Annotated in this window: 25 protein-coding genes and 1 tRNA gene; 9 read left to right on the forward strand and 17 right to left on the reverse strand. The window is 35.7% G+C overall.

The features are described 5' to 3' along the window. Positions 1-44 precede the first annotated feature (44 nt). Positions 45-1183 (forward strand): IS3 family transposase gene (locus tag AC5SR4_RS16430; RefSeq protein ID WP_495355978.1). Its coding sequence is split into 2 segments (ribosomal slippage): positions 45-306 and positions 306-1183, totalling 1140 coding nucleotides; the frame shifts between segments, so codons are not numbered across the junction. On the opposite strand, the gene AC5SR4_RS16435 is transcribed toward AC5SR4_RS16430, so the two are convergent. From AC5SR4_RS16435 to AC5SR4_RS16460, 6 genes are all read right to left on the reverse strand, one after another. After that, a complete protein-coding gene (locus AC5SR4_RS16435; protein WP_495357364.1) occupies positions 1169-1810 on the reverse strand; it encodes a pyridoxal phosphate-dependent decarboxylase family protein in 642 nt (213 codons plus the stop codon). The two genes, AC5SR4_RS16430 and AC5SR4_RS16435, sit on opposite strands and share 15 nt — an antisense overlap. A 147-nt stretch (positions 1811-1957) precedes the next feature. Beyond that, positions 1958-2335, reverse strand: coding sequence for a hypothetical protein (locus AC5SR4_RS16440; RefSeq protein ID WP_495357365.1), 378 nt, complete (start codon positions 2333-2335; stop codon positions 1958-1960). 19 nt (positions 2336-2354) lie between these two features. Beyond that, on the reverse strand, positions 2355-2690 hold the full coding sequence (locus AC5SR4_RS16445; RefSeq protein WP_495357366.1) for an antibiotic biosynthesis monooxygenase: 336 nt from the start codon (positions 2688-2690) through the stop codon (positions 2355-2357). A gap of 205 nt (positions 2691-2895) precedes the next feature. Next, positions 2896-3378 carry a YybH family protein gene (locus AC5SR4_RS16450; RefSeq protein WP_495357367.1) on the reverse strand — a complete coding sequence of 161 codons (483 nt, stop codon included), beginning with the start codon at positions 3376-3378 and terminating at the stop codon, positions 2896-2898. Between the two features lie 110 nt (positions 3379-3488). Then, on the reverse strand, positions 3489-4679 hold the full coding sequence (locus tag AC5SR4_RS16455; RefSeq protein ID WP_495357368.1) for an AraC family transcriptional regulator: 1191 nt from the start codon (positions 4677-4679) through the stop codon (positions 3489-3491). A gap of 436 nt (positions 4680-5115) precedes the next feature. Next, positions 5116-5844, reverse strand: coding sequence for a DUF6090 family protein (locus AC5SR4_RS16460; RefSeq protein ID WP_495357369.1), 729 nt, complete (start codon positions 5842-5844; stop codon positions 5116-5118). A 767-nt stretch (positions 5845-6611) separates the two neighbouring features. Between AC5SR4_RS16460 and AC5SR4_RS16465 the strand changes: the two genes are divergently transcribed. Next, the gene (locus AC5SR4_RS16465; RefSeq protein ID WP_495357370.1) at positions 6612-6749 is read left to right on the forward strand and encodes a hypothetical protein; all 138 of its coding nucleotides are present in this window, start codon (positions 6612-6614) and stop codon (positions 6747-6749) included. A 14-nt stretch (positions 6750-6763) separates the two neighbouring features. After that, complete coding sequence (locus AC5SR4_RS16470) at positions 6764-7000, forward strand: hypothetical protein (protein WP_495357371.1); 237 nt, start codon at positions 6764-6766, stop codon at positions 6998-7000. Positions 7001-7011: 11 nt separating this feature from the next. On the opposite strand, the gene AC5SR4_RS16475 is transcribed toward AC5SR4_RS16470, so the two are convergent. Together AC5SR4_RS16475 and AC5SR4_RS16480 are read right to left on the reverse strand one after the other, a co-directional pair. Continuing rightward, complete coding sequence (locus AC5SR4_RS16475; RefSeq protein ID WP_495357372.1) at positions 7012-8214, reverse strand: tyrosine-type recombinase/integrase; 1203 nt, start codon at positions 8212-8214, stop codon at positions 7012-7014. Positions 8215-8463: 249 nt separating this feature from the next. Further along, positions 8464-8537: transfer RNA gene (locus AC5SR4_RS16480), tRNA-Arg, on the reverse strand. 280 nt (positions 8538-8817) lie between these two features. On the opposite strand from AC5SR4_RS16480, the gene AC5SR4_RS16485 reads away from it, so the two are divergent. The 5 genes from AC5SR4_RS16485 to trxA all read left to right on the forward strand — a co-directional run bounded on the left by AC5SR4_RS16485 (position 8818) and on the right by trxA (position 12442). Then, the gene (locus AC5SR4_RS16485) at positions 8818-9450 is read left to right on the forward strand and encodes a Crp/Fnr family transcriptional regulator (RefSeq protein WP_495357373.1); all 633 of its coding nucleotides are present in this window, start codon (positions 8818-8820) and stop codon (positions 9448-9450) included. 66 nt (positions 9451-9516) lie between these two features. After that, complete coding sequence (locus AC5SR4_RS16490; protein WP_495357374.1) at positions 9517-10311, forward strand: sulfite exporter TauE/SafE family protein; 795 nt, start codon at positions 9517-9519, stop codon at positions 10309-10311. 70 nt (positions 10312-10381) lie between these two features. Then, the gene (locus AC5SR4_RS16495; RefSeq protein ID WP_495357375.1) at positions 10382-11791 is read left to right on the forward strand and encodes an MBL fold metallo-hydrolase; all 1410 of its coding nucleotides are present in this window, start codon (positions 10382-10384) and stop codon (positions 11789-11791) included. A 5-nt stretch (positions 11792-11796) separates the two neighbouring features. Next, entirely contained in the window at positions 11797-12138 is a 342-nt protein-coding gene (locus tag AC5SR4_RS16500) for a rhodanese-like domain-containing protein (protein ID WP_495357376.1), read from the forward strand. 7 nt (positions 12139-12145) lie between these two features. Beyond that, positions 12146-12442 (forward strand): thioredoxin, encoded by a 297-nt coding sequence (gene trxA, locus AC5SR4_RS16505; protein WP_495357377.1) that lies wholly within the window; start codon positions 12146-12148, stop codon positions 12440-12442. A gap of 184 nt (positions 12443-12626) precedes the next feature. On the opposite strand, the gene AC5SR4_RS16510 is transcribed toward trxA, so the two are convergent. Both AC5SR4_RS16510 and AC5SR4_RS16515 read right to left on the reverse strand, forming a co-directional pair. Continuing rightward, positions 12627-14513 carry a M61 family metallopeptidase gene (locus AC5SR4_RS16510; RefSeq protein ID WP_495357378.1) on the reverse strand — a complete coding sequence of 629 codons (1887 nt, stop codon included), beginning with the start codon at positions 14511-14513 and terminating at the stop codon, positions 12627-12629. Positions 14514-14606: 93 nt separating this feature from the next. Next, a complete protein-coding gene (locus AC5SR4_RS16515; protein WP_495357379.1) occupies positions 14607-15428 on the reverse strand; it encodes a helix-turn-helix domain-containing protein in 822 nt (273 codons plus the stop codon). A gap of 195 nt (positions 15429-15623) precedes the next feature. Here AC5SR4_RS16515 and AC5SR4_RS16520 point away from each other — a divergent pair, with 195 nt between their 5' ends. Further along, positions 15624-16523: an FKBP-type peptidyl-prolyl cis-trans isomerase gene (locus AC5SR4_RS16520; protein WP_495357380.1), complete on the forward strand. Its 900-nt coding sequence runs from the start codon at positions 15624-15626 to the stop codon at positions 16521-16523. Positions 16524-16681: 158 nt separating this feature from the next. On the opposite strand, the gene AC5SR4_RS16525 is transcribed toward AC5SR4_RS16520, so the two are convergent. The 7 genes from AC5SR4_RS16525 to AC5SR4_RS16555 all read right to left on the reverse strand — a co-directional run bounded on the left by AC5SR4_RS16525 (position 16682) and on the right by AC5SR4_RS16555 (position 23503). Continuing rightward, positions 16682-17383 carry a DNA-binding domain-containing protein gene (locus AC5SR4_RS16525; protein WP_495357381.1) on the reverse strand — a complete coding sequence of 234 codons (702 nt, stop codon included), beginning with the start codon at positions 17381-17383 and terminating at the stop codon, positions 16682-16684. A gap of 257 nt (positions 17384-17640) precedes the next feature. Further along, positions 17641-17865, reverse strand: a complete 225-nt coding sequence (locus tag AC5SR4_RS16530) for a hypothetical protein (protein ID WP_495357382.1) — start codon at positions 17863-17865, stop codon at positions 17641-17643. An 812-nt stretch (positions 17866-18677) separates the two neighbouring features. After that, positions 18678-18926 carry a hypothetical protein gene (locus AC5SR4_RS16535; RefSeq protein WP_495357383.1) on the reverse strand — a complete coding sequence of 83 codons (249 nt, stop codon included), beginning with the start codon at positions 18924-18926 and terminating at the stop codon, positions 18678-18680. Continuing rightward, positions 18913-19269: a hypothetical protein gene (locus AC5SR4_RS16540; RefSeq protein ID WP_495356445.1), complete on the reverse strand. Its 357-nt coding sequence runs from the start codon at positions 19267-19269 to the stop codon at positions 18913-18915. Before AC5SR4_RS16540 ends, AC5SR4_RS16535 begins: the two co-directional genes overlap by 14 nt. Before the next feature lie 727 nt (positions 19270-19996). Next, entirely contained in the window at positions 19997-20425 is a 429-nt protein-coding gene (locus AC5SR4_RS16545; RefSeq protein ID WP_495357384.1) for a hypothetical protein, read from the reverse strand. Between the two features lie 303 nt (positions 20426-20728). Beyond that, entirely contained in the window at positions 20729-22057 is a 1329-nt protein-coding gene (locus tag AC5SR4_RS16550) for a TlpA family protein disulfide reductase (protein WP_495357385.1), read from the reverse strand. Positions 22058-22102: 45 nt separating this feature from the next. Beyond that, positions 22103-23503, reverse strand: coding sequence for a RagB/SusD family nutrient uptake outer membrane protein (locus AC5SR4_RS16555; protein ID WP_495357386.1), 1401 nt, complete (start codon positions 23501-23503; stop codon positions 22103-22105). Between the last annotated feature and the right edge of the window lie 6 nt (positions 23504-23509).

Below are 23509 nucleotides of genomic sequence, written 5' to 3' on the forward strand. Positions count from 1 at the left end.
AGCATAAAATTCAAATTTACTAATTTTAAATTTTAAACTGTCAGATGAAAAAAAGTAGATTTACCGAGAGTCAGATTATCAAGGTCTTGAAGGAAAACGAACAAGGTCGTGCCGTAGGTGATATAGCACGAGAATTAGGTATCGACAAGAGTACCATTTATTATTGGCGCAAAAGGTACGGAGGTATGGAAACGAGCCAATTAAAACGCTTAAAAGAGTTGGAGGAAGAAAACCGCAAGCTCAAGCAGATGTACGCAGATGCTAGCTTGGATAACCAAATGCTTAAGGATATATTGTCAAAAAAGTTCTAAGGCCTTCCGACAAGAAGCACAGGGCGGTTTATTTAATCAAGGAATATCAGGTATCTATACAAAGGGCCTGTGGTGTTGTGGATTTAACCCGTTCAATGTGGTATTACCAAACCAAGCGTGATGACCGTGAAGTAATCGACAAACTCTCTGAATTGGCTTCGGAACTTCCAACCAGAGGATTTGATGAGTATTACAAACGGATTCGTCGCGAAGGCCATAGGTGGAACAGAAAACGTGTACTACGAGTATATAGGCAAATGAAACTTAAACTGAGACGTAAACACAAAAAGCGTATAACGGGCAGGGTGAAACACCCTTTGGAAGCACCTGAGTCATTAAACATGGTTTGGAGCATGGATTTCATGTCTGATACACTTTCCGATGGAAGAAAGGTACGGATACTGAACATTATGGACGACTGTAATCGCGAGGTATTGGCCATAGATCCAGGATTGAATTATCCGGCTAGAAAGGTAGTAGAAACCCTAGAACAGTTAGAAGAAGAGATTGGCCTGCCACAAACAATTCGTTGTGACAATGGACCTGAATTTATATCCAAAACCTTAAACGCTTGGTGCAAGCGAAAACGAGTAGAAATACGGTTCACCCAGCCAGGTAAACCTATGCAAAACGGATATATAGAACGATTGAATAGATTTTATAGAGAGGATATACTGGATGCGTATTGGTTTAACGATTTGCACCAATTAAGAACATTAAGCAATCAATGGATGGAAGATTATAATAGTAATCATCCACACCAATCACTAGGGAACAAGTCTCCTAGAGAATATAAACCTAGATTCGGTGAAGAATTCTTCATCGAATCTGATGATATTAATGAAAATTTGTTGAATTTAGTAGTGTCTTAATTTGGGTAAGGCTACAAAACCAAATAAAATTGCAGCTTTGTCTATCCAAGTATGTGTCGTTTTTGAACAATAAACTGTTAGTCTTTTAGATGTCTTTGATAGTCCTTCTTCTTTTATAGTTTTGGGCGATTTCGCAGTTCTGGCTGCCAAAAAGGCTGTAAAATTGGCCATATTTCCACCGCTAACCAAAATTCCACTGTAGCTTGTTGAAACTCCAATAAATTCAGCTAACCATCGCACTGTTTGTTTCTCTATTTCAGTTGCCATAGGGCTTAAAATATGAGCACCTACATTCGGATTTACAGATGCTGCAAGTAAATCAGCCAATGCTCCAATTGGGGCAGCGGATGAAGTGATATATCCTAAAAATTTAGGATGTCCATTAAATAATGAATGGTTAAATAATAATGGTGTTACTCTAGATATCAATTCTGCTACTGGTTTACCATCCTCTGGTAAAGAAGAATTTCCTAAAATAGATTGTAATTGATTTGGACTTTCATTAAATGTAACTGGTTTTTTGTTCATATTAGAAATGAAATTCGAAATATCGTCTATTAATTGATATCCGATATTTCGAAATTCTTCTTTGTTGATTTCAATTGAATTAACTCTCTTCTCTGTCATAATATTTTGGTTGTAAAAAGTTTTATTTCAAATATTTCTTAAGAAAATTAATTTGGACATGGCTTGATTTATTAAACAAGTCACTTAGATAATATAATAGTCCAAAATGCCCTCCGTCAATACTTACCCATTTTTTTGGTTGTTTTATTAGCTCAAAGACTTTTTGTGTAACCTCTTTGCTCCTGTCATTTCATCATTATAAGCAACAACCATAAGGATGGGAGCTTTTAAGTAGTGTGCGCATTGTCCAATATGAAATAGCTCTGGAGTTACAAGAGTTGAAATAGATACTGCATTTTGCCAATTTGTACCTAAACGACCGCCGTATTCTATGAACCAACGATAGGCCGTTAACTCTATTAAAGCTGAAGTGGCACCTATTTGGTCTGCTGTCATTCCTACTATAGTAGAAGTAAAACCATGAGCCATGACTATAACTGGATAGTTTTGAGCGTCATGTTCCAGTACGTATAATACTCCTCTTAAAGTTACACCCTGCGATCTAAATTCTATATCTAGTATCATGGTATTTGATAGCCCTAAGCTAGTAAAGTATTAATTCCTTTTTGAGTTCGTAGTGATTTGCTGTTTTATCATATTTAAGCAAAACACGTCGGGCATTCTCTGGAATATAAGCGGTTTCGTAATTTTCTCCTGCAAAAGTTTTTACGGAATCAAGACAATCGAATTGAAGAACCAGAAAGAATTCAACTTCATCTTTTTTACGCTGAATAGAAATGCTCACTTTTTCTAAACCATCTATTCCTTTCTTTTTAACCTCTGGAAACACTTCATTTACAAGCATATCCTCATAGATTGGCGCATTCTCATGAGTAGTCCAACCGCTCCAAGTTCTTATAATTTTCTGTTCGTTGTCCATTTTTTCACTACTTTTTGAATATTGGTATTACAATTTAATAATGTACTATACTAGTTTCCACCAATACTTTACAACGTATTATGTGCAAGTAGAATCTATAATCGCTCTTTTTACAAATACTTTTCGACTTATAAAGTACAAAATTTAAGGAATAACGACCTGAATAAACACCCAAAACCCTATTATTCAACCCTATTGTTATACGTTATTCCTTCTTTATTAAAGGAGAATGGTGTTCGTGAACCATCTTCCACCCATCTTTTGTCTTAACAAACAACAAGGTTATTTGATCGTTAACAACAACTAAATCTTTGTCAAATTTCAAATGAAAATCGGAGTGAAAGGTTAGATTTGCAACATCTCCGTACACAGCTATTTTCAAATCGTTAGCATCAAATTTTATTACTTCTGAAACAGAACCAAATACATTACGTTCATGTGCCTCATTGGCTTTATCACCATTTCTCGGTTCTCCATTTTTGAATTCTGTAAATTTCGGCCCATAAGCATGGAAAGAAATAAGTTTATCTAAGTCTTTTTCCTTTATACTTTGTGCTATTTCGCCAAAAGTTTGCATAACCTCTTGTTTTGCTTCTGGAAATTCATCATTTATAAGATCAACTTGTGCATTGCAGCGAATAAATAAAAAACCTAAAGCTATTAATGTAAGTGTTAGTCTTGTTTTCATAATAAAATATATGTTTGAGTTAGACCATAAATTTCATTACAATTCTGTTCATAAAACTTTCAAAAACGTTCAAATAACATTCTGAAACGTCCAGTATTAATTAGAACAAACTAGGCAATAGAATTAGATTTACGGAATTGATTTGGAGTAGTATTGTATTGCTTTCTAAAAGATTGAGTATAATGTGACGAATTAACAAAACCACATTCGTAGCTAACTTCATTAATATTTAGACCACTTTCGAGAAGCAACTTCTTGGAGTATTCCAAACGTTTCAATTTTACCCATCTGGAAGGAGTAGTATTATAAATGGTTTTAAAATCTCTTTTGAAGGCTGAGATACTTCTACCGCAAAGTCTAGAAAACTCTTCAACCGTTAAATTATATAAGAAATTATCTGACATTATCTTTTTAATATCAATTCCTGTTTTTTTAAATTTTGAATTTTGAAATTCCGATCTGCTCGGGCGAATACCTGTAACAAACTCTTCCATTTCAGCTAAAATTGGATAAGTATCTCCTGTCCAAAATAAATGATCCGTACCTCTAAACTCTATTAATTTTGAATTTGGTATTCGTTCTGCTATATATCTACCCTCTTCAACTCGAATTTCGATGTCGCCTTTTCTAAAAAGTAAAAGAGTTGGTACTTTAATTAAGCCTAAAATATCAGTTACATCAATAAGTGTACATTGTTTGTGCAGAATCAAAGCAGCTTTTGGACTTCCTCCAGAACGTAAATAACTGGCTAGCCAATCCATGAACCTCTTATCATATTCGAGAGAAGGTACAAGCGTACGTAATTCTTCTAAGTTGCCATGTGCCCAATTATCTTCAATTAATTTATTTGAAATCTCACGCTGTTCTTTTGTTGGTGCCCACGGGTAGTCTTCAGAAAACCTTCGTTTAGCAAAAATTCCAAATCCTATAACTCCCAACGTCTTATTGGGATAATTTAAAGAGAACAACAGACTAACAGAACCTCCTTCTGAATGGCTAAATAAGAATGCTTTTTCTGAATTAGTAGCCCTCATAACAGATCTTATATCATCCATCCTGTCATCCATTGTAGAATACTCATCTGTACGATCTGACAGTCCTGTCCCTCTTTTGTCAAATAAAATTAGTCGAGAGAACAGTGTAAGTCGAGTTAAAAAGCCTGCCAATCTTGGTTCTGTCCACATCATGTCAATATTAGACACCCAGCCAGGAATATAAATAATATCTACTGGACCACTTCCCACAACTTGATAGGCTATATTAAATTCACCACTTTTAGTGTATTTGGTTTTTGGTTTCACTTGGTTAAATCTTAATTCAAAATAATAGGACCTTTATTCAGGACTGGGGCATAATATTAGTTATGAGTTTAGGTCCCTAATTTAGCAAATACAAACCGAATAGAAAATTTACAGGTATTTTGTTAACTAGTCGAGTACTAGCAATCATACACGTCTTTGTTGCAACAGTAATTTATAAATAGCTTAACCACTTTTTATCTTTATTGTTCATTTTGTATTTGTCCAGTTTTTTGTTGCAAGTCCAGTTTCTCTAAAGATATGGTTTTTAATCGATTGAGATCCTTAATATTGAAGTAAAACGGTCTTGTGTATGAAAAGTTGGGAGTTTGCGCGCGCGGGTTTTCTGCCGTAAACCAAAGATAGCAAATTTGCGAGGACTTTCCGATAGGAAAGTCAGAAGCAATGAACTATAGCCGGTGTTGTGCTTTCGTTATTTTTACAACCTTGATTTCAATTCAAAATCAATCATATCAATGGTTTTATAAACTTCTTTTTTGACTTCGGGAGCTGTTCCCTCTTTTAGGAGTGTAGACATCAATGAAGCTGATTTTTGGTTGTATCTAAATGAAAAATCGCTTTTAAGCTCGTCCAAATTTTTAAACAACAATTTCTCACCAGGAAATCCATGACCATTAAAATATCGTGCATAATCAGATTTAATTGTTCGTAGATCTTCATTTAGCAAATTATTATAATCCATGTATTTTTTGTAATGATATTCATAAAGTTGCGAAATTTGATTTCTTAAAGAATCATTACTAACATTTCTTAGTCCATACTGTTTTAAATTCTCGTAGGCGCTTCGATTAATAAATATATCTGAGGGAAACGAAGTATAAAATATAGCGGTTTGAAGTGAATCTTGAAAACCATGATTACTCTCTAGCCATTTTATGATATATTCATGGCTTTTGGCTTTCAGGGCATAATTAGTAATGTTCTCATCTAAATCCTCAAGATCTGTTTGAAGGTTATTTTTAATCTCTAACAGAATTTTTGTTTCAACTTTCACCTCTTTCCGTCCTTCATTCCAATTGTTGATTCCAAGAGCAATCAAAATTCCGATAACGACTAGAATGATTTCTCCTATCGCATATTTCAAATACTTTCCAGTTTTATTTTTTTTCAAAAGGTCAAAGCGAATTTTTCGAAAGAATTTTATCATTAGAGGTTGGTTTCTCTAAAGATATGATTTTTAATCGATTGAGAGCCTTAATAATAAAGTAAAACTAAGTTATATGACTTATTGAGTGACCTATAACGTTCCATTCTGGAGGTACATGGATGATTAATGCAGTACTTAATCATTCTTATCAATTATGTACAAACAGTTTCTTTGCGAATATTAATATTAATGTTTTCTTACAGATTATAAAAAAGATTTATTATGGCTACTAAATTTTAAATTTTAATAACATAGATCCAATAAAGTTCCCCAAGAAACAATTAAAGCTATATTTATTATATGTGTACAAATAAATTATTTTGAGCAAATGAGTAAAAACAGACCTATTTAGCACACCCCTTTTATTTTTAATACAAATTTTAACTAAAAGGTAGCATCCGAGCTAATTATAAAGCTCAAGGATGCGACCAAGTTTTATTGAATATATTAAGCAGTACTTACTATATTTTTGCACGGTACCAGAAGAAATTGTGAAAAAACGATGGTGTTAATTTCATATTTCTAGATTTTTTGAAACTAACCTAATCAATAAAAAAGGTGTTTTATTGCGAATAATGCAAAGCCATTTTTTGGAATGTTAAAAAATGGTGTAATATAGATCAAAAAGGGACTAATTTTTAGCCATATAATGCAACTAAAATTCTTATTGAAATATTCGTAAAAGCGTTGTAACAGATTGACTGGTATAGTGTTGCATAATAACTTTGCAGTTACCCAGGAAGTGAATAAAGATACAATTCTTAATTATGAAGAAATACAAAAAATTAAAAATTATGAATTTAAAAACTGAAAAAAACGAAACCTTAAATAGTGAGTTAAGTAAAAAATATCGCTTAACCGATATATTACTTACTGACAAAAAAAGAGAACAATACAGCAATTAATTGATAAGTCTCCATTGTATCTCTGGAACAAAATACACGCTAAACATAGTAATGTATCATTAGTTAGAGAAGCGTATGCAAAACTAAAAACTAAAGTAGCTAACAAAAGATCAGATTGGGTAAAGCAAGCAGAAAAAGAATTTGAAAATTATAAAGCCAAGAAGCGATTAACAAAAGAATTAAGAAATGGTACACTAGGTACATCTAGTAGTCGCTTTAAAAAAATAGCAAGCAGAAAGATTATAAAATAATCTATTGTAATCTATTTTAACGAAATCACATCCAAATGCATAGCATCAATTTTGTTTGTATCAAATGCATCCAAATAAATGTTTGTTGTTTTATTACCATACTCATGTCCTAATGCTTCTGCAATCATTTCATTAGAATAGCCCAAATGCTTAGCAATAGTAGCGAAAGAATGTCTGCTGCTATAGGTTGTAATAGTTGTTTCACTTTGTAACTCCAGTGAAGAACGCTTGAGATATTTATTCGTTGTTTTTATCCACTGTTTTACAATTCGTTTTGCATCTAAGCTATCTTCAATAATATCATTTGGCAGAACAGGCAACAAATAATCACCACCTATTTGATGCAAATTGTTTATGATTTTCTTCGCTGGAGGAAATAGCTTTACGCTATAGTTTTTATGTGTTTTCCGCCTAGTGTAATACACCCTACCATTCATAATATTAGACTGCTTTAAATAAGCCATATCTGTAAAACTAATACCTCTCAAATAGAAGCTTAGCATAAAGTAATTTAAAGCTTTCCATGAAGCTGAATTAATTTCTACAGGTAAACTTATCAATCTCTTTAAATCTGCTTTTGTAACAGCCTTATTTGCTGTTCTTTGGGACTTGATACTAATATCATAGAAGGGATAATTTGCTCTGTCAACTAGTTTATGCTTAATGGCTTTATTGTAGATGGCTCTAATAGTCCGCAAATAGTTTGATATACTATTTTGTTTAAGGCCTTTTAATTGCAAGTGATGAACGAACTTATCCAAAAGTTTATAATCTAGGTCATCAAACATTATATCCTTACCACAAAATTCCAACAGTCTATTAGTAGCGGTTCTGTAAACAATGGCATTACCTGTTTTATTTATGGCTAATAGTTCATCTATCAATTTTTGTGCATAGTTTTTAAACGATTTCGATCTATTTGATGCATTTACTTTAATGATATTTCTAAGCTTTTCAATAGTGAAATCATCATCTAATATGAGAACTGCCTTTTCAATTTTAAGGTAATCTTTCAATAATTTTAAGTTAAGCAGTTTAGCATTAGGATAGTGTTGTGAAATTTTAGAATGTTCACCATCCCAGTAATGCTCTAGGATTGATGTGCTAGAGTTTAAAGTATAGACCTTATTATGATGCCTAATTTTAAAAATGATATTGTACGTACCATCGGCTTTAACTCTTCTAGTGTCTAATTGAATTTTTACGGTTGCCATAATTAGAAGTATTATGGTCAAAGTGTGCGTCGTATTGTGCACGTTTTAGCGTGAAAAAGTAGCAAATTTATCTTCTTCCCTGGAAAAGTAGAAACTAGTAAAAACAAAAAAACCTCCTGATAATCAGAAGGTTAATTTGTGATCGCGACAGGATTGTATATCCCCAAAACGTTCCGTTTTGAAAACAAAAAAACCAAACTTACAAATTCAAACAAGCTTGATTTGACGTTTGGTTTTTTTATTTATCTGTGATCGCGACAGGATTCGAACCTGTGACCGTCTGCTTAGAAGGCAGATGCTCTATCCAGCTGAGCTACGCGACCAGTCCGGATTATATAAAACTAATTTTAAATAATCCATTTATGGAAATTAAATTTGTAAGAACGTACCTTTTCCTAAAAGGCGGTGCAAATATAAAATTAACTGAATATCTATCAAAGATAATTCTTTATAAATTTCACCTTGCTTTTATTTTAACTTATTATGCACACAATGTGCACAATAATACCCCTTTTCTTGGTATATAAATAATAATTTAACCTATATAAAATCGTAATATTCATTTTTAGTGAATATCTTTATAGTTCTAAATGCGTTTTGAATATGATTACCGAGCTTAAAGAAAACTATGGCTATTTGTTTGATGACGATTTATTAAACGAAATCAACAATGTAGGAACATTTAAAGAAGTTCCCGAGGGCTTTAAACTTATAGATATTGGCGATTATATTAAATCCATGCCACTTTTGGTAAGTGGTGCCATAAAAATTTTACGCGAAGATGCCAATGGCGATGACCTACTACTCTATTTCATTGAGCGTGGCGATACCTGTGCCATGACCCTTTCCTGCTGCGTAGGCAAGAAAAAAAGCGAAATAAGGGCCATAGCCGAAACACCCACCAGACTTATCATGATCCCTGTTGAGAAAATGAGCGAATGGATGTGCAAGCATAAAAGTTGGCAAGAGTTTATCCTGCAAAGTTACCATGATAGAATGACCGAGCTCTTGGAGGCAATCGATACTATTGCATTTTTAAAAATGGACGAACGGCTTATTAAATATCTAAGAGACAAAGCTATGGTAAACCACAACGATACCATACAAGTAACCCATCAAGATATTGCTTTTGATCTCCATACTTCCAGGGTTGTTATTTCTAGATTATTAAAAACATTAGAAAACAATGGTAAAATAAAACTGTATAGAAATAGCATAAAAGTACTGGACATATAATGTATGTAACTTATGTTACTTAGTACAATTTACAAGAAACATAGTTTTGTAATGTAAATGACAACTATGGCTATTACTGATTTTTTAGGTTTTTTTGGGGCATTTTTAATTGGTGTTGTATTAGGCCTTATAGGTGGTGGTGGGTCTATATTAACAGTGCCCTTACTGGTATACCTTTTAGGTTACAACCCTGTAGTGGCAACGGCCTATTCCCTGTTTGTGGTGGGAGCTTCTTCGCTTGTGGGGGTTGTTCAAAAGCACAGAAAAAAGTTGGTAGACTTTAAAACGGGCCTTGCCTTTTCGTTTCCATCCTTCTTGGCGGTTTATATTTCCAGAAGATTTTTGGTGCCTAATATTCCTGATAACATCTTTACCATAAATTCCTATACACTTACTAAAGAAATGGTTATTATGGTGTTTTTTGCCATTGTAATGCTGGTGGCAGCTACATCGATGATCAAAACAAAAAAAGATACCGATATAACCTTTGAAAAACAAGCTTATTACAAAACCTTTGTTCAAGGTTTAATTATTGGTGTTATTACAGGTTTAATAGGTGCAGGTGGTGGTTTTTTATATGTACCCGCACTGGTACTTTGGGCCGGTTTATCCATGAAAAATGCTGTGGGTACTTCGTTGGTTATTGTTGCCATTAACTCGCTTATCGGGTTTACGGGCGATTTGCATCTATTGGAAGTAGATTGGCTATTCCTGTTAACCTTTACACTCTTAACTATTTTTGGTATATTATTAGGGGGGTATCTATCAAAGTATATCTCAAACAAAAAGCTTAAAAAAAGCTTTGGTTGGTTTGTACTGCTAATGGCAATTTACATTATTTACAAGGAGTTTTCACAGTAAAATTATTGTAACTTATGTTACTATCAAGCTATATAAAATAAAGTATTTTTACGAAACAAAATTTTAGATTATGAACATAGAACAAATATATACAGGCTGTTTGGCACAAGGAGCCTATTATATTGAAAGTAAAGGCGAAGTAGCTATTATAGACCCCCTTAGGGAGGTAACACCTTATATAAAACGTGCAGAACGGGACAAGGCACAAATAAAATATATTTTTGAAACCCATTTTCATGCAGATTTTGTAAGTGGGCATGTTACCCTGTCTAAACAAACAGGTGCTCCCATAGTTTATGGGCCAACAGCCAATCCTACATTTGATGCCATTGTTGCCAAAGATGGACAAGTGTTCCCATTGGGTGATATTACCATTACGGCACTACATACCCCAGGGCACACCATGGAAAGCACAACCTATTTGCTAAAAGACGAAACTGGTAAAGACCATGCTATTTTTAGTGGAGATACTTTATTTCTAGGTGATGTTGGTAGACCCGATTTGGCACAAAAAGCAGCCCACATGACGCAAGAAGAACTGGCCGGCCTTTTATATACCAGTTTACGCAGCAAAATTATGCCACTGGCTGATGATGTGATTGTATATCCTGCCCACGGCGCAGGATCTGCCTGTGGTAAAAACTTAAGCAAACAAACCATAGGTACCATTGGCGAACAAAAAAAGACCAATTATGCTTTACGTGCCAATATGACCAAAGAAGAGTTTGTTGAAGAAGTAACCGATGGCTTATTACCACCGCCACAATACTTCCCCCTAAATGTAAAAATGAACAAGGAAGGTTATGATGATATTGATGATGTGATTGAGCGTGGCACCAAACCCCTAACGCCAAAGGAATTTGAGCTGGTTGCCAACGAGTCTGGTGCTATTATATTAGATGTTCGCCACCAAGAAAAGTTTGTAAAGGGCCATATACCCCGATCTATATTTATAGGAATTGATGGGAGTTTTGCTCCTTGGGTTGGAGCCCTTATTGCCGATGTTAAGCAACCCATACTTATTGTGGCTCCTAAAGGACGGGAGGAGGAAACCATCATACGTTTATCGCGAGTTGGGTTCGATAATACTTTAGGGTATTTAAAAGGTGGCTTTGAGGCCTGGAAACATGATGGTTTTGAATATGATACTGTTTCATCCATACCAGCAAAAGCCTTAAAAGAAAAAATAGAAACCGAGCATGTACCTGTGTTTGATGTTAGAAAGGAAAGCGAGTTTAAATCTGAACATGTTAAAGACGCTCACCATACAGCCTTGGATTACTTAAATGATCATTTGGCAGAGTTTCCAGAAAATAAGACTTTTTACTTGCATTGTGCAAGTGGATACCGCTCTGTTATTGCTGCCTCTATATTAAAAAGTCGGGGAATACATAACTTGGTGGATATTGCCGGAGGCTTTGAGGCCATAAAGGCTATAGGCATAACTGTTACCGATTATATTTGTCCAACAACACTATAAGCGCTATGGGACTTTTTTCTTTCTTACTGGGTGATACTTCTGCAAACGATGCTATTAAGGTTATTCCGCCTGCGGAGTTTAAATCGCTAATTCAAAAGGCACCTGTACAACTTATAGATGTTAGAACACCATTGGAATTTAAATCGGGACATATTAAAGGTGCAAAAAACATTGATTATTATACCGCTAAATTTTCTAATGCATTTAATAACTTAGACAAGGACAAACCTGTTTTTGTGTATTGCAGAAGTGGTAACCGTAGCTTTAATGCCGCAAAAAAGTTGTCTAAAATGGGATTTAAGGTTATTTACGATTTAAAAGGCGGGTATCTAAACTGGAAATCATAGTCATATTATGGGAAATTTTTCTAAACTAGTAAATCAAGACAAACCTGTTTTAGTAGATTTTTTTGCAGAATGGTGTGGCCCTTGTAAAATGATGGCTCCCATTCTTAAAGAAGTTAAGGATACTATGGGTAATGCTGTATCCATTATTAAAATAGATGTGGATAAAAACCAATCCATAGCTGCAAAATACCAAATTAGGGGGGTTCCTACCCTATTGCTTTTTAAAAATGGAAAGCAACTGTGGCGCCAGTCTGGTGTGGTTCAAAAAAACGACTTAATTGCCTTATTACAATCCCATTGCTAGTAGTATGTAACAAATGTTACACAGTACTGTTTTGATTTTAAATACATTTGCTTTGTATATAGCATGTACATCTCTCATACATAATTTATACTCTAAAGTGATTAATAGCAAAAAAGCATTCTGTAAACAGAATGCTTTTTTAATTAAACAAAATCAAGAAAGTCACCTCACCATTATGATGCTATTAATCTTTTAACCAAGCGGTTCTAATTTTTAACTGTTGCTCGGTAGCATTTTCCATAGGGCGTATTACTTTTTCAACATCATAAAAGGGCGTCGTAACGGTTTTAATTATTATCTCTTGGCCAGCACGCTCCAAAACTACTTCTATGTCTCTACCAGGTTTCCAGTTAGCAACACCTTCTGCAAATATTTTTTCGGCATTTTCAAATGTAATGGCTACACCATCCACTTCTTTAATAATATCTTCTGGAAGCGCGCCCTGTTCGGTCCAAAAACCATTGCGCTTTACAAAATCATGAAAACGCACTACCTTATTTTCCCTATCCAGTTTTACAATGGGAGGTCCATTGCCTCCACGTGTTAAAATATAGTTTCCAAGAACTTTTTCATCTCTAATCTCTACACCAACCTTATTCAATATAGCATTGTAATCTATAGGAGTACTGCCAATAACGTGGGTTTTAAAGAATTGGTCGACTGCTGGATAGGTCATCGCCACAATCTCATCTATAAGAGCGTCATCTTTAAAAGGTTTGTGCTTGCCATACTTTGCCGAGAGTGCTTTCATCAGCGATAAAACACCCCGTGCTCCATCACTTTCTTCACGTAAAATAATATCTAGGCACATGCCTATCAATGCGCCTTTTTTATACACATTGCCATAATTTTTGGCGTAGGGCTCATCAACTATATTAGCACTCATTTCTGTAAAACTCATTGCATCGTCAAAATACCCTCTAGATTGCTTTATGGTTTTGTCTAATCTGTTATAATAAGCTTCTTCTGTTATTAGACCTTCGTGAACTTGAAAATGATTTGAAAAATACTCTGTAAGCCCTTCATACATCCATAAATGCTTTGAAAAGATGGGGTCATTATAATCAAAATAATGTATCTCTTCAGAATGTACATTTAGGGGCGTAACAATGTGGAAAAATTCATGAGATACCACATCGGTTAAAAAGCGTGCTAAATTTTCTTTAGATTGGTCCTCTCTGGTTACCACAACGGTAGAGGTATGGTGTTCTAAAGCACCTGTTTTATTTAATGCCTTATCCATTAAATGCAAAAAGATATCATATCGCTTCGTGGTATTTAAATCTCCCAAAAAATGTTTTTGGGCTTCCATCATGGTATGTATGGTTGCTTTAATATCACTGGCCTTGTGCTTTTTATTGGGCGAATACACACTTAAAACTATTGTAATATCACCAACTTGAAAGCTTTCAATATCCAAATCACCATACATCATTGGGTTATCTGTAATATCAAAATACCTTGTTGCATGATACGCTGTTTCAACATAGTTACCATCGGGACTTAGGGTTTCGCCTCGAGATTCTAAAGCCGAGGTTCGCTTAAACGTTGCTGGAGCATGCACTTTTAAATCGTAGGCATTGGATTTTAAAACATCAAAATAGCCCACAAAACCGTGTAAATTCAACACATAATTATCGGGTTCTATATTGGTGCCCCCTGGTGGGAATATTTCAGGTTCGCCATGGTCGTCCAGAACATCAAATGTATCGTTTACCTCATACGTTATTTTATCTAGATTGGCGCCATTGGTAATTACCCAACTACTGGAGCCCTCTTTTACCACTTGCAATTCATTGCCTTTATAATCCAGTGCTTTAAAGTTTTCTATATAATTACCAAAGTGTTTCATGCTGTACGACCCTGGTATGGCTCTAGGTATTCTATAAGTTACTGTTTGGGCAGTAAAACGCCCCGGGTTAATAGTTACAGGCACCTTATCGTCATGCATTTTAACAAGGTCTATATAACAATCTATAGACGTGTTGGTTGCTAAATCGTTATTTGTTGTTTTGCTAGCACTACACCCTAATAATATACTAAGCAGGGCTGTTAAAATAATAGATCTCATAGGTGGTTAATTATTTAATTTGGCCTCAAAAATAGGCGATGCTGTAACAAGAGAATTGTAAAAAAGAGACAATGCTGTTTATAGGCACTTTTTTTAGGTAAAAATGTGTGTTTGTATGGTACGGTCTATGCCAAAATACTGCCGCGGGGTCATGCCCGTAAAATGCTTTACTTCTTTAATAAAATGGGCTTGGTCAAAAAAACCATGATCCAAACCAATAGAGGATAGCTTTAAATTATTGGACTGTTTCGGAATTTTCAAGGCGTTAAATATTCTAACAATCCTGCAATACTTTTTGGGGGTTATTCCCAGCTTACTTAAAAACTTGCGTTCAATGGTTTTTTTAGAAACCCGACAGGTATCTGCCAATGCTTCAATATTAACATTCCCTTTATTGGCTATGATATTTTTTATAAAATAATTAAAAACTGTATCGGTTTCATTATTAACTTCCTTAAACTTTCTAAAAAAGTAGGTTTCTATTAGGTCCAATTGCTCTAAATCGGTCTTGCAGTTAAACAAACGCTCCTCTAAAATTAAAATATCCTTCCCAAAAATATCTTGGGGCATAATAGAGGCATCTACGGTTTCATTTAAATCCACTTTCGAAAAAGGAAACAAGCCATAAGGCTTAAATCTAACAGATAGCAATACATCGCCATCCAGTTTTATGTTTTGTGGTACCGTTTTTAAGCCTGATAAGTGACTCTTAATGGTTTGTGATGTGGATTTACCATGCACTTGATCTCTTTCAATGGTATTAGAAGTAAAAATAAGTTCTACGGTATTGTCTGGTACTACAAGATGCGAAGCGTTTTTAGAGGCGGCCATACAACTGTAACTTTCTTTCCATACACAGTCTATATAGTTGTCTAAATGACTTTTTAGTGGATATTCCACATAATTGCTATTCATACTAATCTGGCTTTTAAGTTGGTGGATATTGTAATTAAGAGACTCCTAAAATCCTAACTTGTTACTTAACTAAATGTTAAAAGTTAATTAAAATGCACTTGTTGTTTTACTTAGCCTTACTAAATGCCTGAAAAATTAAATTCTACATACTACATTTAAATTGCTTAAATTCGCCTTTAAAAATTTTATCTTATTATGAAATACCAATTTTTAATAGCTAGCGTTATCATGTTTACCATTTTATCCTGCAAACGCGAACCGTACTACCGTACTGAAACTGGATTAATCTATCAAATTAAAAAAACAGATACCACCCTACCCGTCGCCTCTATGGGGATGACCGCTAAAATCAATTATACACAAAAAGTAAAAGATTCGGTTATTTCAACTACTTATGGCAAAATGCCCTTATATTATATGGTCATGCCAAAAAGGGCCCATTACAACCCACTAGAGGTTTTTGACTATGGCGTACGTGAAGGCGATAGTATTAATGTAATACAGCGTGTAGACTCTATGATAGCTAAAAAGATCTTTGAGGAAAAAAAGGACTGGATGGATGATGATGATGAGTGGATTTCTTACCTAAAGGTTGAAAAAATTTTTAAAAATGATAGTTTATTGCAAGCTGATAAACGCATGGAGAGCGAAAAAGTTGTTAAAAAACAAACCCAACTTGGCATGGAGCGTTTGGCTGCCTACCTAGATAAAAATGATATTAATACCAAAACCCACGAAACCATGTACAGCGAAATGATTAGTGAAGGTACTGGTGCTGTTCTGGATAGCGGACAAACCATATGGATGGATTTTGAGGTAAAAACAATTGATGGTAAAATTATTAACAGTACCATAGACAGCTCTTCTCAATATATAAGACCCTTAGAGGTTACTATGGGCTCTGGTGCCTTTCCTAAAGAGGTTGAAGCTTTTCTTATGACACTTAAAATGGGAAGCAGCGTTAAGATTTATTTACCAGCTGCAACACTTTATGGGGCAACACCAGAAAAACAAGGGCTTAAGGTTGATGACGATATTAGTATTTTTATGAAAGTGAATGAAAAACAGGAAACAATTGATTTTAATGTACAATAGATAGTTGAACTGTTTTTTATATCCATTTTAATTTTGGTTCTTTTTACAGCAAGTAGCCTACTACCCGCCCGTGTAGTAGACCACTCCTCGAGTGGTGAGTAGACCACTTCTCGGGCGAGAAGTGGTCTACTTAGCTTTAAGACATTAATTGCCTTAGGTTAACTTACCGTAAGTAACGGCAAGAATATGCCCGTACGCAAGGATTTGCCACCATAACGGGTGTTACGCACCTCTATGCGGTAATCGCCCACTGGTAAGGCGGGAATACGTAAGGTAAGTGTTTTGGGCTGGTTGGTACGCAGTTCGGTTTGGCGGTACTCGCTGCCATCGCCTTGATTTACAAAAAACACACCCTCGTCGTCGGGGAGGTTGTTCTCTATTTTCAAGGCATCGCCACTTATTTCCAGTACATCGTTGGGTGTTAGCACATCGTCGTAGCTATCGGTACCCCAATTGTACACGCCCTCAATTTGTGGGCGTATGGTGTTGCCATCTACTTTTTTAAGTACCACCTCGTTTGCTGCGCGGGATACATCACCCCTTAACTTGGCTGTAATACTTAGGGTGTGCCGGTTCACATCAAAATAATCATCCTGGTTTACAAACACCCCCGTAATATTAAACTGGGTACTAAAGTAATCATCACTATAGGCCTCGCCCCGTTTGGCCATTTCTGTAATGCGCCGCCAAAAGTCGTTTAAAACGGCATTGATCTCGGTTTTTTTAAGAATGGACCCTTCACCACTCATGGCGGTAACAATGTCCGCACGTTTGTTAATTTTTACGTTTACCGGTTTTCCCATTTGGTCGTCCGGATCATCAACAGTCAATTTGTTGTCATACAATGCATATTCTAGCATAATAAAATAATTTGTGGCCTGCTTTTTATTTTTTTTTAGCAGACCTGGTTAATAAAAAATTCGTTTGCCATTAATCTTTCTTAGATATTAGAGATCTTTACCGATGATGCATTTTTAGCATCTCTATTTTAATCTATTCACTTTTAGTTTTAGATTTCTCGATTATTAGATTTTTCGATTTTTAGACGCTCTGAACTCTGAACTCTTAACTTGTTTAAAATGTTTAGTTGTTTGTTGTAGAGTTGGTTAGTTGTTGCTTACTCTTGTGTGCTTACTGTTGCTGTATAACTCCCCTGATTGCTGTTTTGCAATTCCAGCGCGCCACCAGGCACCTTCGCTGAAAAAGTCCACTGGATTGTTTCTTGACGCTCGGTCCCCCACTCTTCAAAAGAAGCAGGGGAACCAGATTCGTCTGGCTTTTTAATTTCGTCTGAGTAAGCAAACTCTGAACTCTTAACTTGTTTTAGTTTTTCACTTTTCACTTTTCACTTTTAGTTTTAGATTTCTCGATTATTAGATTTTTCGATTTTTAGACGCTCTGAACTTTGAACTCTTAACTTGTTTAAAATGTTTAGTTGTTTGTTGTAGAGTTGGTTAGTTGTTGCTTACTCTTGTGTGCTTACTGTTGCTGTATAACTCCCCTGATTGCTGTTTTGCAATTCCAGCGCGCCACCAGGCACCTTCGCTGAAAAAGTCCACTGGACTGTTTACTCACGCTCGGTCCCCCCTCATATGGTGGACAAACCGCCACAATAGGGGAGCCAGATTCGTCTGGCTTTTTAATTTCGTCTGAGTAAGCAAACTCTGAACTCTTAACTTGTTTTAGTTTTTCACTTTTCATTTTTAGTTTTTCACTTTTAGTTTTAGATTTCTCGATTATTAGATTTTTCGATTTTTAGACGCTCTGAACTCTTAACTTTGAACTCATAACTTGTCTAAACTTTTCACTTTTAGCTTTTAACTTGTTTAAAATGTTTAGTTGTTTGTTGTAGAGTTGGTTAGTTGTTGCTTACTCTTGTGTGCTTACTCTTGTGTGCTTACTGTTGCTGTATAACTCCCCTGATTGCTGTTTTGCAATTCCAGCGCGCCACCAGGCACCTTCGCTGAAAAAGTCCACTGGACTGTTTACTCACGCTCGGTCCCCCCTCATATGGTGGACAAACCGCCACAATAGGGGAGCCAGATTCGTCTGGCTTTTTTAATTTCGTCTGAGTAAGCAAACTCTGAACTCTTAACTCATAACTTGTTAAAACTTTTAGTTTTTAACTTTTCACTTTTAGTTTTTCACTTTTCACTATTCACTGTCTCGTTCAATCAAATACCCCGTAAGCCCATCCAGGGTCTCCATGCACTGGGCCATGTTGAACACCTGGGCCCAGCCACCGGACAGGCTTAGGATCATGCAGCGCTTTTTAAAGACGATGCTCTTAAGGGTAATATTGGTGCGCCGCTCTATAATGCCCAGTACCGAGGGGAGTATGTCCTCGATATTGGTGGCGGTAATGGTCATCTTAAAGTCGGGGGTGTGCTTATTGCTGCTCATGGTCGTTCAATTGGCTTTTAATGTGCAACAAATCGTTTCGCCACTGCTCCAACAGGGAGGCTATCTCGGAGTCTATGCTGGCCTCGCGGGCCTCGAAGGCCTTGAGGTCCAGCTCCATCTCCATAATGTAGCGCTGGGCACTGTCCAGGGTCGCACGGGCGTTCCTTATGTGCTGTTGGGTGTCCTCCAGCTTGGTGGCCATGCTCTGGGCGCTCTGGAACTGTAAAAAGTTTAACAATAACATGAGCAGGGAAACGACCCAGCCCAGGGCCCGCCATAGCGCGCGGCCCAACTTGGGCCAAAGCGATAGCTTGCCCACGGATTGGTTTAAGTTAGATTTCAATATCTTATTTTTTTAAGTTATAGTTTAATCGGTGCTATTAATCAAACGTGTTCTTTCTTAGAGAAAAAATATAGATGTTGAGAACCGGCTGATAAAAGTGAGGGTTCTTTTACTGTTGGTATGGTGGTGGTGGTCTGGTGGTCATATATGTTGTGTGTTGTTGAGTCGACTGTCGTAGAGTCGACTGTCGTAGAGTCGGTTGTTGTTGAGTCGACTGTCGTAGAGTCGGTTGTTGTTTAGTTGGTTAGTTGTTTAGTTGGTTGTTGTTTAGTTGGTTGTTGTTTAGTTGTTTCTTACTGTTGTGTGCTCATTTGCTCGTTTTCAACCAAAAGGGGGTGCCTGGTCTTTGGTCACCTTTCCGACAGCGGTTTTTTCGGAAAAACCACTGCCACCTTTCCTCAAGGAAAGGAATTCCCCGTCAGTCATGGTCCGTTCTGATTCCATGTTCTTTAGCTGTGCGATCAACCTATGGCATGGCCATGCGTATGGTTTAATGCCCGCAACCGTGAGCCATTCATAATCCTGAATTCTGAATCCATAATTGCCCCTCGCAACAGTGAGCCAACTCTGAACTCTGAACTCATAACTTGTTAAAACTTTTAGTTTTTAACTGTTTCATTCAAGCTGAGATTCTTCGGTCGTTGTCTCCCCCTGAATGACAGACTTATCACTTTTCACTTTTAGTTTTTAGTTTTTAACTGTTCACTGTTCACTGTTCACTTTTCACTTAATGGATAAGAAACCCAATCACCATGCCCAGGGCCACGCCCCCGGCGGTAAAGCCTATAGTTTGCATGTTGTTTATCTTGTGCTCTTCCTTGAGGGCCTCTTGGGTGAGGAACAGTTGCTGCTGGGTCTCGGATAGCTTGATGTCGGTGAGCAGCATGTGGCTGCGGGTCCATATCATGTTGTTGCGCACCAGGTCGAGCAGCTGCTCGGTATTGGTGCTCTTGGCCTGCAGCAGGGGCTCGAGCTGGTCCAGCATGCGCAGGTTGTAGTTAATGATGCTGTCCACCAGCTTGTTGTGCAGGGGCCGCGGTACCTGGGCGGTATCGGGCTGTTTGTTTGTGTTGGCCTGGCCGTGGCTTGGCGCCATGGCCGCCAGTAACAGGAGTGCTGTTATCTGTCTCATGTTTTTTTTAATTTTTTTGGGCATGCCCCTGCCGTTACGGCAGGGGGCGGGCCCTGTTAACATTATTTTTTGTGGGAGAGACCTGTTTTTTTAGCAATTCCTTTCTTTTCCAGATAGGCTGGCCCTAGAAAGGCAGGGTTTGGTGAAGGGTACGGTTTTCTCGGGTACCGTACAGGGGGTGGTTACATACCGCCCAGCCCACTTTTTTTTTTTGAGCTTGTTTTCTCCAACTTGAACAAATACTTGTTAAACATTGTTTTTATTGGTTGGCGGGCTGGGGGCAGTGTGTTTTACATATTGTGTACTTTATTAATTATCATTTTTGGATTATTGTTCCAAAGGTTTTAGTTTGGGGTCTCTAAAGACTACACATTCCAATTCCTTTTCTGCTTTTTTCAAATAGAGTCCATTTTTCAGTAGAGCTCTTTTAATATCCTCAAAATCAGTCATTATAGCGTCTAAAGTTATATCAATATCGTAATTTATACCTGTATCATCTATTATTGGTGGCTTTTCCTGATTATATGCCCAAATTAAATTTATAAGTTGACTAACAGGTATATTTTTCATAGCATATCCAGCATGACTACCTTTAATACTTGATTTTTCACTTTTACTTCTGAGAGGTATTTTAGAATTTACAGAATGTCTCAGACTCCAATATGGAACAATCCTACTTTCAACTTTTACATCATATCCAAAATAATTTTCAAGATCATTTTGCATAAATTTTTGAAGAGAACTTTGTGTTGAGTTTTCTAGAGGCACCATTAAACTATAATTAAAAATATTTTCTCCGGTTCTAAAATCGTATTCAAACAAAGATGAATCTCTGGCTAAGATGACTGGTAGATGATAAAATTTTCCGTAATAATTAACATCCATATTAGTCCCTAGAAAAGCAAATTTATACAAAGTCCATAAAGGAGCGCCTATAACATCAAACCTGCCTCTATTTTCATCTCTACCTACAAAAGCATCTATGCTCACAGGAATAGATGTGTTTAATTCCATATTCCATTTAGACAGGAGCGACCTAAAAATAAAATCTGTTTCTTGCCCTCCATTTCCATTAATCAAGTATGGCTCATTATAACTATAAGCACTGTCCCTATTAATCTTACTACTATAGCTTACATCTCTAAAGTCAAAATCCTTACCTTCTATAAAAAGTTGAATGTTCTCAGAGGTTAAATATGAAGATGTTGTTATTGCTTTTACAATTCCTTTTTCATTAACCCAAACAACATAAGGTGTGTTGGATATATTCCATTCCTTATGAAGTATTGAGTCGTATACTACTGGTATATCTAAATTTTGCTTTTTTCTAAATGACTCATAAACATCTCTTATCTTTTCATTTTCTATTCCCACTAAAAAAATATTTATTTTATCCTGGAAATTTTCGTTTAACTGATTTACTTTAGGAAAGCTTTGAAAACATACTTTACATCCTATTGAAAAAAAGTCAAGAATATAGGGAGTTCCTAAGAGACTTTTTTCAGATTCACTTACTTTATTACCATATTTAATACCTTGCAGTACAAATTCTGGAATTGGTTTGCCTATTTCTGGAATTATTTTCTTTTGCGTCTCTTGTGAAATTGAAAGCTTAATAAATCCAAGAAAGATTATAAACAAGATTTTTATATTCATTAATTTCATTTTAATTATAAATATTTAAACAATCTTTTAAAAGAATTATTGATATCCTTGATTTTGCGTAAGATTGGAATTATTAATTATTTCAGTTTCTGGAATTGGATATAAAACATCTGTTGTTTGCCAAGTTGTTTTTATATTACTTAGGATAGTATTTGCTCTACCTGTTCTTTTTAAATCCAACCATCGATGTCCCCATTCAGTAAATAATTCAACTTGTCTTTCTTTCTCAATTGCTGAAGTTAAAGTCAAAATATCTATTGCAGAGGTGTTATCCAATCCTGCTCGATTACGAATTGTGTTCAAGTCTGTAACAGCACCATCAAAGTCATTTTGCTTAGCTCTGGCTTCTGATCTTATTAAATAAACTTCTCCTAACCTAAGCACCATTACATATTCTTCAAAAGTAGAGGCAAATTGAATTTTATATTTGAATGGATAGTAGAATAGTTGACTTCCACTATCATAACTATTAACCCACATATCAAGCCGAAGGTCATCTTGCTCAAAAGAATTTATTTGATTATTGGAAAGAGCTACATTTGAAGGTGTAAAACTAATTGTAAAAAAGAATCCCTCATATGTATTTAATCCAGGAAACATTGGGTAAAATTGAAGAATAGCTTCTCTACTATTGGCTAAAAAAATATTGTTTAAGTTACTTTCTAAACCATACAACTCTGTATTATTAATCACTTGAGTTGCTTCTAATTCAGCTAGCTCCCAATTTTCTTGATATAGATACGCCCTAGCTAAAAGTGCCGTTGCGGAAGATTTATTTGCTCTAACCCTTTCTCCAGAAATATACCCTTCATTTAATAGTTCTTTTGCGCTAATTAAGTCTTCTATAATTTTATCGTATACTTCATTTGTTGGACTTCTAAACTTTACAGAATTCAACCTATAATCAGTCGTTGTAACAATTGGTATATCTCCAAAAAGGTTAACTAAATAAAAATGGCAGAATGCCCTAATAAACTTAGCCTCGCCTTCAAACTGTAATTTAGTAGATTCCGTTAATTCAGAAGAATCTCTAAGCCCTTCTATGATAGAATTTGATGTAAAAATAATATTGTACATCTGATTCCATAAATTATTTTGGATCGTTACGTTATCAGGAGTCAATTCATTTTCAAAGAATTGCTGCTGATTATCATCGGTTGAATAATTATCAAATTCATCTGATGACAATCCTGTCAATCTTGCCATTTCATATCCGAAAGTCCAAAGTTTAAAATACATTCCAGTAACTGCAGCTTCTGCCGTAGATTCATCTGAAAAGACTAAATCTGGAACAAATTCTTTTGTAGGACCATCAGTTTCAATAAAGCTATCACAAGAATTTAAAGATATTACTGAGAGTACGCATAATATCAATAAAAACTTATTGATGGTATGAGACTTAACTAACTTTGTTATATTGTGTTTTATATTTTTCATAATCTT

Source organism: Aestuariibaculum scopimerae, from assembly GCF_059428085.1.

Bases quoted from the DNA above. Each gene is read 5' to 3' on its own strand.
- AC5SR4_RS16435 (WP_495357364.1), bottom strand. From the start codon at position 1,810: ATGACAGAGAAGAGAGTTAATTCAATTGAAATCAACAAAGAAGAATTT.
- AC5SR4_RS16440 (WP_495357365.1), bottom strand. From the start codon at position 2,335: ATGATACTAGATATAGAATTTAGATCGCAGGGTGTAACTTTAAGAGGA.
- AC5SR4_RS16445 (WP_495357366.1), bottom strand. From the start codon at position 2,690: ATGGACAACGAACAGAAAATTATAAGAACTTGGAGCGGTTGGACTACT.
- AC5SR4_RS16450 (WP_495357367.1), bottom strand. From the start codon at position 3,378: ATGAAAACAAGACTAACACTTACATTAATAGCTTTAGGTTTTTTATTT.
- AC5SR4_RS16460 (WP_495357369.1), bottom strand. From the start codon at position 5,844: ATGATAAAATTCTTTCGAAAAATTCGCTTTGACCTTTTGAAAAAAAAT.
- AC5SR4_RS16465 (WP_495357370.1), top strand. From the start codon at position 6,612: ATGAAGAAATACAAAAAATTAAAAATTATGAATTTAAAAACTGAAAAA.
- AC5SR4_RS16475 (WP_495357372.1), bottom strand. From the start codon at position 8,214: ATGGCAACCGTAAAAATTCAATTAGACACTAGAAGAGTTAAAGCCGAT.
- AC5SR4_RS16485 (WP_495357373.1), top strand. From the start codon at position 8,818: ATGATTACCGAGCTTAAAGAAAACTATGGCTATTTGTTTGATGACGAT.
- AC5SR4_RS16490 (WP_495357374.1), top strand. From the start codon at position 9,517: ATGGCTATTACTGATTTTTTAGGTTTTTTTGGGGCATTTTTAATTGGT.
- AC5SR4_RS16495 (WP_495357375.1), top strand. From the start codon at position 10,382: ATGAACATAGAACAAATATATACAGGCTGTTTGGCACAAGGAGCCTAT.
- AC5SR4_RS16500 (WP_495357376.1), top strand. From the start codon at position 11,797: ATGGGACTTTTTTCTTTCTTACTGGGTGATACTTCTGCAAACGATGCT.
- trxA (WP_495357377.1), top strand. From the start codon at position 12,146: ATGGGAAATTTTTCTAAACTAGTAAATCAAGACAAACCTGTTTTAGTA.
- AC5SR4_RS16510 (WP_495357378.1), bottom strand. From the start codon at position 14,513: ATGAGATCTATTATTTTAACAGCCCTGCTTAGTATATTATTAGGGTGT.
- AC5SR4_RS16515 (WP_495357379.1), bottom strand. From the start codon at position 15,428: ATGAATAGCAATTATGTGGAATATCCACTAAAAAGTCATTTAGACAAC.
- AC5SR4_RS16520 (WP_495357380.1), top strand. From the start codon at position 15,624: ATGAAATACCAATTTTTAATAGCTAGCGTTATCATGTTTACCATTTTA.
- AC5SR4_RS16525 (WP_495357381.1), bottom strand. From the start codon at position 17,383: ATGCTAGAATATGCATTGTATGACAACAAATTGACTGTTGATGATCCG.
- AC5SR4_RS16535 (WP_495357383.1), bottom strand. From the start codon at position 18,926: ATGAGCAGCAATAAGCACACCCCCGACTTTAAGATGACCATTACCGCC.
- AC5SR4_RS16545 (WP_495357384.1), bottom strand. From the start codon at position 20,425: ATGCCCAAAAAAATTAAAAAAAACATGAGACAGATAACAGCACTCCTG.
- AC5SR4_RS16550 (WP_495357385.1), bottom strand. From the start codon at position 22,057: ATGAATATAAAAATCTTGTTTATAATCTTTCTTGGATTTATTAAGCTT.
- AC5SR4_RS16555 (WP_495357386.1), bottom strand. From the start codon at position 23,503: ATGAAAAATATAAAACACAATATAACAAAGTTAGTTAAGTCTCATACC.